We start from the raw sequence: 12,415 nt of genomic DNA on the forward strand, positions 1-12,415 counted from the left end.
CTCGACCTGCTGCTGACGTGGATCCGGATACCGTTCCCGCTGCTGCGGCAGACCGCGTGGCTGCTGACGGCGGCGACGATCGCGTTCAACGGCGCGGCGGCCTGGCCCGATCCGCTGGGTGTCGGCATGCACGCCGTGATCCCGGTGCTGTTCGTGGTCGCGGTGGAGGCGGCGCGGCACGCGGTGGGGCGGATCGCGGACATCACGGCCGACAAGCACATGGAGGGCGTGCGGCTGACGCGTTGGCTGCTGTCGCCGATTCCCACGTTCCGGTTGTGGCGGCGGATGAAGCTGTGGGAGCTGCGCTCGTACGAGCAGGTGATCAAGCTGGAGCAGCACCGCCTCGTGTACCAAGCCCAGTTGCAGTCCAAGTACGGACGGGCGTGGCGGCGGAAGGCGCCGGTGGAGGCGCTGATGCCGCTGAGGCTCGCGAAGTACGGGGTGCCGCTCGCAGAGAGCGCACCGGATGTTCTCATCGAAGCCGGCCTTGACCTCGTCACGGTGACGGTGGAGCGGGTCGACTCGGCGCACCACGCAGAGACGCTCCCGGTTTCAGCCGGCGTGACGTCGCCCGGATCTCTCCCACTCGGCGATGAGGAGGACCTCACCGGAACTCCTCCCATGCTGGCCGCGGTGGTGGCCGGTTCGGCCTCGGTGGAGCCGGTGACCGATGACCGGTCACACGAGACGGTGGGGGACCGGTCACCGGAATCGGTCATGACCGATGACCCGGGGACGGAGCTTCCCGAGTCGGACGTGACCGATCGCGGACAGCGTGAGGGCGGCGCCCCGGCGGTGCACCAGGCGGTGCCCCAGGCGGTGCCGCATCCATTCTTCAGCCGCCCTCAGCCCGCTGGTCCTCCTGCCGCCGAAACGGTCGAGCCCCACCTGCCGCAAGCCGGCGAGAGCCGGGAGCTTGAGCCGATGCTCCAGGAGCTCGCCGTCGATCTGGCTGTCGACCCCGAGACCCCTCAAAGGGCCGGGACTGGCCACCCGATCACGGCCCAGGCCACCATCGGTCAGCCGCGAGGACAGGAGCGGGCGGTGACCGATACCGGCGAGGCGACCGCCCGGATCCCTGAACAGCAGCCTGTAGGGGAGGACGGAACGGATCCCGTCCAGCAGCAGGTCGAGCTCGTGGCGAAGTGGCTTGCCGAGGCTGAGGAGACCGGGGGCAAGCTCTCCGGGGCAGAGGTCGCCCGACGGCTCGGGGTGTCCCCCAAGACGGGACAGCGACGCGTGATCGCAGCCGCCGAACACCTCGCCGAGATCCGTCAGCAGAGCGGCCGGGCACACCTTCGGCCCGTCCGCAACTGACCAGCGCCCTCGAGCCCATGTGGCCGGTGACCGAAACGGTCACCGGCCACAGTCATGTCCGGAGCCGGACACCGCCGCGTCCACAGACCCGGTGACCGATCACCGGGAAGCTACCGGGGAAGCGACATCAGGATCGGTCACCCACGGCCGCGACCGGTGGACTCACGAGGCACCGACGGCCGTGACCGATCGGCCGGGGACCGGTGACCGATGTACTCGGATCGGTCACCGGCCATGACCGATCCCCGACCGATCGGTCACGCAGCGGCTGCCGAGGCGTGTCGCGTTCACCGGTCAGACCATGGCCGTCTCGGCGCATCAACCCCGCCGGCACCCATGTCACAGACCGGTCTTGCCGCCATGGTGAGCGAGCACCAGACCGCCAGCACACTTACCACTGCACTTACCACCAGGAGTTATGCCGACGTGACGGCTGGTACGTCCTGGCGGTCAGCGGCCTGGTGAGCGGCCTGTCGAGAGTCGGAGTGTCCACTTCCTCCGAGCTCTGACTGGAGCCACCATGGCCCTCTCCTCGCCGCGCCGTGACAGGCGTGGCACCCGTGCCCCCGACACCGCGGCCACCCCGCGCCCCCTGCGCATGCGGCGCGCCGCCCTCGTAAGGACCGGAGTGTGGGCGGCACTCGCTGCCGGCCCGGTCGCCCTGCTCACCGGCTGGTCGCAGCCTGCCCCGGCAGGACCAGCCGAACCCGCACCCGCCGCCCGCCCGTCCTCGCCGTCGGTCCCGTCCGGCGAGCAGGGGCCGGCCGGGTTCGCGGAGCTGTTCCTCGGCGTGTGGCTGCGCAGCGGAACCGGCCAGCAGAGCCTGGCCACCCGCACGCTGAAGACGATGGCGCCCTCCGTGCAGCCGCCCGTGTGGGGCAAGAGCCCCGTCGCAGTCGACGAGCTCGTGGCCGTGAGAACCGTCCCCGCGGGCGACAGCGCCTGGACGGTGACCGTCGCCGCCGCCATGACGAACCCGGCGGGGGAGCAGAGCGATGCGGCGGGCGCCGGTATGCGCTACTTCACCGTCCCGGTCACGCTCACCGACCAGCGCAGCACGAGGGCCGGCGGGTGGAGCTTCACGGCCGGGTCACCGAGCGAGGTCGCCGGCCCCACCGTCGCGCACCTTCCCGACTCCACCTCCACGACACCGGTGACGGAGCGGCCGCTCGCGGACAGCGTGACCGGGTTCCTCACCGCCTACCTCGGCAGTGCGGGCGGCGCCGAACGGTACCTCGCTCCCGGGACCGTCCTGCCGCCGCTGCCGCCGGCCACCTACCTCAGCGTCGAGGCGCAGCAGGTCCTGGCCGACCGCCCGGAGCGCGAACACAAGCCCAGCCCGGACGGGGCGCGCATCCGAGTACGGGCCGACGTCGTCGCGACCGACGCAGCGGGCCGCCGGTGGCCGCTCACCTACGCGCTCACGCTGACCGCCCGCGCCGGCCGGTGGGAGATCGCCGCCCTCGACTCCGGTTCCACCACCCCCAAGACCAACTCCTGAAGGAGACACCTTCCATGAACACCACGACCTTCGTGCTTGCCGGCGCGTTCGAGAACATCGGCAACGGCCTGTTCGGCCTCGGCGAGAGCTGGGCCGAGAGGGCGCTGAAGCTCTTCCTCATCGCCATCGTCGCCATCACGGTCATCAAGAAGATGTCGATCAAGGCCGGCATCGGCGCCGTGCTCGGCCTGGCGATCTGCCTCGGCATCTACTCCGCCCGGACCGACCTCGCCGACGCCTTCAAGCAGGAGCTCACCGACATGCAGTCGGCCCCGGCCCATCCCACCTCCCAGCACCGAGACGCCACCGCCGGGCGTATGGCGTGAACACCACGACCGTGCGGACGGGCCGCAGCTACACGCTCGCGCGGACGTTTCCCTGGGTGATGGGGAAGATCGGCGACTTCGTGCTGTGGTTCGGCCCCTACAACGCCCCGCAACTGATCATCCTCGGCGTCGGCGTCTTCGTCCTGATCAAGACCTTCTCCTGGTGGGCCCCGGTCCTCGGCCCGGTCCCGGCCGTCGGGCTCGGCTTCGCGGTGTGGGCGGCCCGCGCCAGCAGGATCGGCGGGCGCATGCCGCTGTGGGTGGCCTACGGCTTCCTGCAGCGGGCTTTTCAGCCGGCCACCGGCCGGATCGGCGGCCGGACCGCCCGCCCCGCCGGCGTCCACATGCTCACCGGTTCCTTCCTGATCGAGCAGACCTTCCCCAACCCCCGCCCGAACCCGAGGCGCCCTTCACGCCGCCCCGCCCCGCCACCCGCATCCGCGACGAAGCCGTCCACCCGCCCGGCAAGGGGGCCGGCGCCGACGCCACTGCAGCAGCTCCTGCACACCCGAGTCCGAGAGGAGAGCCCACGATGAAGGTGCAGATCCGTCACATCGTCGACCACCTCGTGTGGTCCACCACCGGCACCGTGTGGGCCGTCTGGTCACTCACGCCCAGCGGATCGCGCTACATGAGCGACCGCGTCCGCGACGACCTCCACACCCGCATCGCGAACCTGGTGCGCTCGCTGCCGGGAAAGGCCCGCCTGCACGGGCTGTGCGCCCGGGTCGATCCGGCGGAGGTCGTCGCTCAGACCGTCGAAGGTGTCGACTACCACCGGCACGCGGCGTGGGCGGAGGTCGCTGACGCGCAACTGCGCCTCCTCGCTGGTGAGGAGCTGGACGAGCCAGTGGAGATGCACCGCCGCACCCTGTGGCTCGCGGTCCCGCTCGCCGCCGATGGTGCGCGGGCACAGTGGTCCGCCGGCTTCGCCTCGGCGTGGTCGGAGCTGTCCGGCATGCTCGGCCTGGCCCCCGCGCCGGTCGCGGCCCGTGAGGTCGCCGTCTTCCGTGACCAGGCCGCGCGACTGGAGGCGGAGCTCACCGGCGTGGTTCAGCTCCGGCGGGCCCGTCCGGCGGAGATCGTGTGGATCCACCAGCACGCCGTCGCCCGCGGCCTGGACGAGGAGCTCCTCGGCGAGGCCGAGCAGTCCGCACTGCGCGGCAGCCGTCTGGAGCGGGGCGTGCTGCGGGCACCGTCGCATGCCGACCTCGGGCACGTACGGCTCCTCGAGGGCGGCACCAACGCCGCCGGTACGGGCGGATCTGGTGGGGCGGGCAGCCGCGCGGTGGGCATGGTGGGCCGCCGGTGGCTCGAGGTCGAGTCCGAGGCCGGCACCTCCTACCAGGCACACCTTGCGCTCGCTGAGATGCCTCGGCACTTCACCGCGGCCGGGGCCGAGTTCTTCGCTGAGCTGGACCGGCTCCCGTTCGGTGTGGACTGGGTCGTCGACATGACCCTGCTGTCGGCGGAGAAGGTCGTGGCGGCGGTCACCCGGAAGAAGCGGGACCTGGTCGACCAGGCCGAGCAGTACGCCGCTCGCCGGGCCACCGGTCTTCCCGAAGCGATGCATGACGCCGCGGATGACCTCGGCGACCTCTCCGCCCGGGCCTCGCGCACCAGCGTCGAGGTCGAGGTCCAGACGGTGACCGCCATGACCGTGTGGGGGAGCAGCCCGGCCGAGTGCGACCAGCGCGCCGCCGCCCTCCAGGCGAGGCTGCGTGGCGCGAACTACCGGCTGGTTCGCCCGGTCGGCGGGCAGGAGGAGCTGTTCACCCTGGGGCTTCCCGGCGCTGCCACGCCGCCGGCCACTCGCCAGTACGTCCAGCACCAGTTGGGGGAGGACTGGGCGATGCACGGTGCCCTGGCGGGCCAGACGTTCGGTGACCCGACCGGGGCCATGGTCGGCTTCTCTCAGGACGTCGGTACCGCCAGCCCGGTCCTGCTCGACATTGCCGACGCCCCCGCCAAGAACGCCTCCGCCTCCCTCGGGCTCGCCGGTGACCTCGGCGGCGGAAAGTCCACCCTGCTCAAACTCATCTCCAGCAGCATCGTCGACCGCGGCGGCCGGGTCATCGCGATCGACCGCACCAAGTCCCGGGAGTGGGCCCGCTTCGCCCGCTCCGCGGCCGGCGGGCGCTGCCAGGTCGTCGACGCCGCGAGCGCGGAGGTGTCCATCGACCCCCTGCGGGTCTTCGCCGATGCGGCCGTCGGCGCCCGCTACGCCCTCAGCTACCTGACCGTGCAGCTCGGCGTCGGCCCGATGACCGAGCACGGGGCGCTGCTGAAGACCGCCGTCAAGCACGCGTCCGCGTCGGCCACCCCGTGCATGGCCGGCGTGCTCACCGCTCTCGAAGAGATGGCCCAGGAGGACAGTCCGCGTGGGCAGCGCGCCGACGCCCTGGCCGAGTGGCTGCGGGTCGCCGCCGACGAACCCCTGGCGGCATCCGTGTTCGACCCCGCCCTGCCGCCGCTCGACCTGCTGTCCACCGTGGCCGCTGACTTCGTCGTCATCACCACCACCGGCCTGACCCTGCCCCCGAGGGAGGCGGCCACCAACCCCGAGCTGATGCGCTCCCAGCCGCTCGAAGCCCTCATCGGCCGCGCCGTGCTGTACCTGATCGCCGCGATAGCCCGCGAGACCGCGTTCACCGACCCCCGCTTCACCTTCCTTCCCCTGGACGAGGCCTACTGGCTCACCTCCTCGGCGGAAGGCCAGGCGCTGATCGACGAGATCGTCTACGACGGCCGCAAGCACGGCGCCGGCACCGGTCTCGGATGCCACGACGTCGACGAACTCGGCACCTCCACCACCAAGGGGCTGCTCGCCTACCGCTTCCTCGCCCGCACGGCCGATCCCGTCCTCGCCGCCCGCGGCCTCAACTGGCTCGGCCTGGACGGCAGCGACGAGGACCTCGTCAGCCTCGTTACCACCGACCTGTCGCCGTTCGGCAAGACCGAACGAGCCGGCGAGTTCCTCGCCCGCGACCCCCGCATGGCGATCGGCCGCTTCAAAGTGCTCGTGCCCGACGTCGAGCGGATCCTCGCCGGCATCTTCACCACCCCCACCACCGAGCCCTCGACCGCCGGGAGCACCCGATGAGCCACACCTTCACCCGCCCCCGCGCTGCCCGGGCCGCCCGTTGTTTCACCGGGATCCTGCTCGCCGCCGCCCTCATCGGCGCCATCATCACCATCAACGCCGCACCCCCCAGCGCCTGGTGGCCGCAAACTGGACAGGCATTCGCCGCCACCCCCAACCCGCCCCAGGCCGGCCCGCGGCAGGACCCGGTCAGCGAGGAGCCGTGTGCACTCATCGTCGGCCCGGCGCACGACTACTGCCTCCAGGCCACCCAGGACACCCCGACCACCAACGCGGCCGCCGCACGGCCCTCCTGCCTGGCGGTGTGGCCCATCGCCTTGCTCGCGGCCGCCATCGGCCTGCTCCTCGTCCTGCGCCGCGGGAGGACACGATGAGTTCCGCCCGCCGCGCACTCACCGTCGCCGCCACCACTCTGCTGCTGTGGGCGGCCGGCACAGGTCTCGCGCTCGCCGCTGACGGCTCCGCCTCGGGTGACGGCGGAATTCTGGGGCCGCTGAACGTCACTTCGTCCGAGGGCGTCCCGCTCGACCGCTACGAGCTCGACCCCATGCCCCCCGCCATGCCTGCCGACGGCGCCCTGGACCCCGCAACGAACTACAACGCCAGCGTCATGCCCATGGACGACTTCGGCGCCCAGGTCCGCCGCTTCCTGGGCAGCGGCATGTTCGCCCTCGCCCGCACGATCACCGGCTTCGCCTGCTGGCTGATCGACTGGGCTTACCGCTTCCCCGTCATCGGCAAGCTCACCAGCCCGGCCCAGAAGCTCGCCGACGCCTACGAGCAGCAGATCATCAGCCCCCTCGGGCTCGCCGGGATCTGCCTCGCCTGGGCGTTCGTCTTCGGCCTCGTCCTCATCATGCGCGGCCGCGTCGCCCGCGGAGCAGGCGAAATACTTCTCACCCTGCTCATCGCCGGCATCACCGCCACCACCCTCGTGCAGCCGGCCGTCCTCCTCGGCTACGACGGCCCCGTCCAGCAGACCCAACGCGCCGCCCTCGAAGCCGCGACCATCACCGCCAACTCCGGCAACCCCACCCGCACGTCGTCCAGCCCCTGCGACAACATCGCCGGCCCCGCCCACAGCCTCTGCCTGCAGAACCAGGCCCACCACCGGCCCGGCGCGCCAGCCCGACCTGACCACACGAAAGAGTGCGCCGCGATCGCCGGCCCGGCCCGCGACGTGTGCCGCAGCGGCGAGCGGCCCGTGAACGCCGCCGACGTCTCCAGGCCGATCACGAACACCCTCACCGAGACCCTCGTCGTCCAGCCCTACATGCTCCTGCAGTACGGGCACGTCATCGACAAGGACAGCCCCCTGTATGCCGTCCACCTCAAGGCCGTCACCCCGCCCAAGCCGGCGGCCGCGAAGGAGGAGTGCCGCCTCATCAAAGGCCCGGCCTACGACTTCTGCCAGGCCAACGGCGAGACCTGGACCAACCGGGCCGAGGAATTCAAGAAGCTCGGCCCCGACGGCGAAGCCGTCTTCGCCTACATGCGCACCAACGAGTGGGACAAGGTCATCGGCGCCCTCCTCGTCCTGATCGCCGCGCTGATCCTCGCGCTCGTCGTCGTCCTGCTGGCCCTGGCCCTGATCACCGCCCAGTTTGGCTGCGTCATCGCCGCCGTCGGCACGGTCGTCGTCTTCGCGCTGGCCCTCCTGCCCGGCCCGGGCCGCGGCCTGCTGTGGAAGTGGTGCGGCTACCTGGCCGGCTCCATGCTCATCCTCTTCGCCGTCGCCGTCTTCCTCCCGCTCTTCGGCATCGGCGCCCGCGCCATCCTCGCCGACACCACCAGCTCGCTCATCGAACGCCTCGTCATCCTCGACGGACTCGCCGCCACCGCGCTCGTGATGCAGCGCCGCATCATCAACGGCAGCCGCCAGCTCGGCCGCCGGTTCAGTGACCGCATGCGCTACGCGAAGATCGGCGGCAGCCACACGATGGGCGAGAGCGCCGCCTCCACCGCCGCCGCGTTCTCCGCGCTCGGCTACGGCAACACCCCAGGCGGTGCGTTCCCCGGTCACGCGGCCATGCTCGGCCGGTCAGGATCGTTCGCCGCCGAGGCTCTGGCCGAAGGCAGCCGGGCCCTCGCCCCGCTCGCCCTCGGCGCACGCACCGCGCACACCGTCCTGATCGGCCCCAAGCGCCCACCGGTCCAGCCTGAAGCCGTCGGACCTGACGGCCTCCCGCTTCCTCCAGGTCCTGCCGGCCGCACCCGCGGTGGCACGACCGCGCCCGCGCTCGTCCCGGCCGGCAGCCGCCTCGAGGCATCCCTGAAGCGCACCCGCGCCGGCCGCGTGCTGCTCGGCACCACCAAGGCCGCGTTCTACTCGACCATCGGCGCGCCCGCCGCCTTCACCCGCCTGCACCGCTTCAACACCGCCGCCTCCCACGAACTGCACCACGAACTCGGCCGCCAGCGCGACCACTACGCCCGCGTCACGGGCCGCTGGGCTCAGGACACCGCCGCCGCGTTCGGCGCCCGCCCGGCCGAGCCCGCCTCCGCCCCGCCCCGCACCGAGCGCCGCTCGTACGAGGCCCCCGCCACCGAGCCGCCCCGTCGCCGCGCACGGCACGGGCACGCACCGACGCCGACTCGCCCGGCCACACCGGGGCAGGGCGAGCCGCCACGCTCCTGGCGCCGGACCTGGTGGGACCACCAGGACTCCGCAGACGGCACTGTGCTCCCTGGCCGACGCCCTGCCGCAGGCCAGGACCCGGGAGTGGGGGAGTGAAGCGCCGACTGGGGTGCGGCGCCGTCCTGCTGGCAGTGCTCGCCTTGCCCGTCGTGCTCCTGGCGGTGGCCGCCGCCCACAACACACGCCCCAAGGCGCCTCCGATGCAGACGGTCGGGCAGGTCGCTGGGATCCCGCAGCGGATGCTCTCCGCCTATCACAACGCCGCCGCGCGCCTGCCCCGCGAGGCCCCGTCCTGCCGGGGCCTGACCTGGGCCGTACTCGCCGGCATCGCCCGCATCGAGTCCAACCACGCCACCGGCCGCACCATCAGCCCGCGCGGCGACATCACCCCGCGCATCCTCGGCCCCCTCCTCAACGGCTCCGGCGTCGGCGGCAACACCACCGCCTTCCCCGACACCGACGACGGGCGCTGGGACGGCAGCGTGGCCGCGGAGCGCGCCGTCGGCCCCTTCCAGTTCCTTCCCTCCACCTGGACCACCAGCGGCCGCGACGGCAACGACGACCAGACCGCCGACCCGCACAACGCCGACGACGCCGCCCTCGGCGCCGCCGTCTACCTCTGCGGCCGCGGCCGCAACCTCACCGACCACACCCAGCTCAGGGCCGCAATCTTCCAGTACAACCACTCCGACGCCTACGTGAATGACGTCCTGAGCTGGATCGACCGCTACAGCCAGCTCGCCACCGGCCAGATCCCCATCGGACAACCCGCCACCGGCACCGCCCGCACCGTCATCGCCGCCGCCCTCGCACAGAGGGGCACGCCCTACTCCTGGGGAGGAGGCAACGCCCAAGGCCCGAGCACCGGAATCTGCTGCTCACCCAGCGGCAAGAGCGGCACGCAGATCGTCGGCTTCGACTGCTCCGGCCTCGCCCTCTACGCCTACGCCCAGGTCGGCATCCGCCTCCCCCGCACCGCAGCCCAACAGGCCGGAGCCGGAACCCGCATCCCCGCCTCCGCAGGCGTCGGTGCCCTCAAGCCCGGCGACCTCGTCTTCTTCGCCTTCGACCCGACCAGCGACTCCACCATCCACCACGTCGGCATCTACCTGGGAAACAACCAGATGATCAACGCCGCCCGCCCCGGAACCCTAGTCCGCACCGAACCCCTTTGGGACCACGGCTACGCCGGAGGGACCCGACTGCTGTGACCGCACACCCCACCCCGCCGACGCGCCTCCTTCTCACGGCCGCGCTGCTCCTGACCGCAGGGATCGCCGTTCTCACCCTCGACCGCCATGGAGCCACCACGACCCCACATGAACGCCCCGCCCTCAGCAATCCCGCTGCACCCCGCACTCCGGCCCGCGCGAGGCCCGCCGGCCAGCCGCCGGCGACCGCCACCCGCCCGCCGGAACCCAGCTCGGCCGACACCTCGCCCCAGCAACTGCCGAACGGGCTGCCGCTCACCGGCGAAGGGCCCGCAGGAGACCCGGCCATCCAGCACGTCCTCGACGGGGCATCCCCCGCCGACCTTCCCGAGACCACCGCCCGCTATCTAGTCGACCTCGCCGCACGGATCTGGCTCGCCGAGACCACCGGAACCGGCCGCGAACGCTGGCCCACGTACTTCGCTGACGAGACACTGCGCGCCCCGTACCGCGACGTCCGTGTGCAGGCTGCGATCGCCCGCCGCGGCGACCACCCCGGCGACCGGGCTGTGGTTCGGCTGGTGTGGGCCGGGACCAGTGCCTTGGGAGAGACCCAAGACGGCCGTCCCGCCACAATCCTGTTCGAACAGGACAGGAACGAGTGGATGCCGGTCCGATGAGCTGACCACGGAATTCACCGGGCGTCCGGAGGACGCTGTGCCGAAATCGCCGGATTCATTGCGGTACCGGCCCGCATAGTCCGTCAAGTTCACTTACCGGCTGTGTAGTTCGAGCCGGTTGAGCGTAACCTTGACACCCGACCGAGCGGTCTCTTTCTGCAACGGCGAGCATGAGACACGCAGGTGAGACCGGTCGGCCGCATATGCCCAGGAGGGACTCGATGCAGCGCACGACTACTTCGGAACACCTGCGAAAGGCCGCAGTTGTTGCCGCTGCAGCCGTCATGGCAACCGGCTGCACGACGAATGAACCGTCCTCTTCCAAGCCACCGGTCACCGCTTCGTCGACGCCTTCGCCCACGACGGTCTCACCCACGCCTGAGAACCCAGAAGAGACGGCGAAGAAGCAGGCCATCAACACCTACCTTTCCCACTGGAAAGAGGTGGAGAAGCGCTACGCTGATAAGACCGACAAGGCAGGCGACCTCAAGAAGTACGCTGCCGTCGTCGCGAAAATCCAGGTCGAGAAGGACGCCGAGGACATGCACCGGCGGAACCTGGTCATCCTTGGCAACGTCACGGTGCTCAATCCGACGGTCATCAGTGCGGACCTGGACCGCAAGGTCCCGAAGGTCGTGATCTCCAGTTGCCTGGACATCTCCCGGTGGACGGTCACCAACACCGAGACCGGCAAGCCAGCGTCGAACCTCCCGAAGAACCGCCTGCTGAAGTACGTCATCAAGGCGACCGTCGAGAAGTGGGAGCAGGGCTGGGTCGTCATCGAGGACAAGCCGCAGGGGAAGAAGTGCTGAGCCGCCGCGCAGTGGCCGCGGCATTCCTCACACTGACTGTCGCAGCTCTCCCCAGAGCGGCTGCTCACGCCGACGCCCCTGGAGGATCAGGCGGCACGGAATGTGGTGCCTTCGTCTGCGAGGTGGAAGTCGACGTTCCTGGCTCGGGAGGCGGCACGACCCCGGTGGGCAGTGGGGGCGGTGGAAAGGGGCCGAAGCCCAAGCCGCCGGAGTGCACCCCGGCCGAGAAGGTCGATCCGCAGCCGTCGGCTGGCAGTGACGTCTGGAAGGGGCAGGACCCCGCCAAGGGCGCGGTCCTGTACGTCCGAACCTGCCGCTACTTCATGGCCGACGGTTCTTCCACCATGATCACCGAGACGCTCGTCGGCGGCCCCGGGGGACCCGCAGCCCCAGCCATCGACCCTGCTGTCTTGGCTCAGCGGGCGGTGGACCAGATGGTGCTCCGCGGCCCGCAGATCGGGATCACTCCGAAGCCCGGCGGGATGGGCCTGGTCGGCATGCCCGTCTACCTGTGGACCGAGAGGGGCCCGGAGACGTACGGCCCGAACGTGGCGTCGGCGTCGGCGGGCGGTATCACCGTCACTGCGACGGCGAAGGTCTCGCGGATCGTGTGGCAGATGGGCGACGGGAAGACCGTTACCTGCACCACCGCGGGCACTCCCTACCAGGCGTCGTTCGGTGCGCGGCCGTCGCCGGACTGCGGCTACCGCTACACGAAGGCTTCCACCGCCGGCTCCTACCACGTGGTCGCCACCTCGACCTGGGCGATCGACTGGCAGGCCTCGACCGGACAGAGCGGGCAGCTAACCCAGATCCGGCAGAGCTCGGTGGACATCCGCGTCGGCGAACTCCAGGCCGTCGGTAGCTGAACACCTGCGTCGTATTCA

General features: G+C 71.3%; 11 protein-coding genes. All 11 read left to right on the top strand.

What is annotated here, in order from left to right; translation table 11 throughout:
- A partial coding sequence (locus tag ABZ135_RS31185) for a DUF2637 domain-containing protein (protein WP_356700424.1) occupies nucleotides 1-1,317 on the top strand: 1,317 nt, incomplete at its 5' end.
- A 520-nt stretch (nucleotides 1,318-1,837) separates the two neighbouring features.
- The gene (locus tag ABZ135_RS31190; protein ID WP_356700426.1) at nucleotides 1,838-2,818 is read left to right on the top strand and encodes a conjugal transfer protein; all 981 of its coding nucleotides are present in this window, start codon (nucleotides 1,838-1,840) and stop codon (nucleotides 2,816-2,818) included.
- 14 nt (nucleotides 2,819-2,832) lie between these two features.
- Nucleotides 2,833-3,144, top strand: a complete 312-nt coding sequence (locus ABZ135_RS31195) for a hypothetical protein (protein ID WP_356700428.1) — start codon at nucleotides 2,833-2,835, stop codon at nucleotides 3,142-3,144.
- Entirely contained in the window at nucleotides 3,141-3,680 is a 540-nt protein-coding gene (locus ABZ135_RS31200) for a hypothetical protein (RefSeq protein ID WP_356700430.1), read from the top strand. The genes ABZ135_RS31195 and ABZ135_RS31200 overlap by 4 nt, the downstream gene beginning before the upstream one ends.
- A complete protein-coding gene (locus tag ABZ135_RS31205) occupies nucleotides 3,677-6,247 on the top strand; it encodes an ATP-binding protein (RefSeq protein ID WP_356700432.1) in 2,571 nt (856 codons plus the stop codon). Before ABZ135_RS31200 ends, ABZ135_RS31205 begins: the two co-directional genes overlap by 4 nt.
- Nucleotides 6,244-6,621 carry a hypothetical protein gene (locus tag ABZ135_RS31210; RefSeq protein ID WP_356700434.1) on the top strand — a complete coding sequence of 126 codons (378 nt, stop codon included), beginning with the start codon at nucleotides 6,244-6,246 and terminating at the stop codon, nucleotides 6,619-6,621. The genes ABZ135_RS31205 and ABZ135_RS31210 overlap by 4 nt, the downstream gene beginning before the upstream one ends.
- Nucleotides 6,618-8,981: a hypothetical protein gene (locus ABZ135_RS31215; RefSeq protein WP_356700436.1), complete on the top strand. Its 2,364-nt coding sequence runs from the start codon at nucleotides 6,618-6,620 to the stop codon at nucleotides 8,979-8,981. Before ABZ135_RS31210 ends, ABZ135_RS31215 begins: the two co-directional genes overlap by 4 nt.
- Nucleotides 8,978-10,096, top strand: a complete 1,119-nt coding sequence (locus tag ABZ135_RS31220; protein WP_356700438.1) for a bifunctional lytic transglycosylase/C40 family peptidase — start codon at nucleotides 8,978-8,980, stop codon at nucleotides 10,094-10,096. Before ABZ135_RS31215 ends, ABZ135_RS31220 begins: the two co-directional genes overlap by 4 nt.
- On the top strand, nucleotides 10,093-10,716 hold the full coding sequence (locus tag ABZ135_RS31225) for a hypothetical protein (protein ID WP_356700440.1): 624 nt from the start codon (nucleotides 10,093-10,095) through the stop codon (nucleotides 10,714-10,716). The genes ABZ135_RS31220 and ABZ135_RS31225 overlap by 4 nt, the downstream gene beginning before the upstream one ends.
- Nucleotides 10,717-10,937: 221 nt before the next feature.
- Nucleotides 10,938-11,528, top strand: a complete 591-nt coding sequence (locus ABZ135_RS31230) for a hypothetical protein (RefSeq protein ID WP_356700442.1) — start codon at nucleotides 10,938-10,940, stop codon at nucleotides 11,526-11,528.
- Between the two features lie 164 nt (nucleotides 11,529-11,692).
- A complete protein-coding gene (locus ABZ135_RS31235) occupies nucleotides 11,693-12,397 on the top strand; it encodes an ATP/GTP-binding protein (protein ID WP_356700444.1) in 705 nt (234 codons plus the stop codon).
- Nucleotides 12,398-12,415 lie beyond the last annotated feature (18 nt).

The organism is Streptomyces sp. NPDC006339, from assembly GCF_040612775.1.
Classification (GTDB): domain Bacteria; phylum Actinomycetota; class Actinomycetes; order Streptomycetales; family Streptomycetaceae; genus Streptomyces.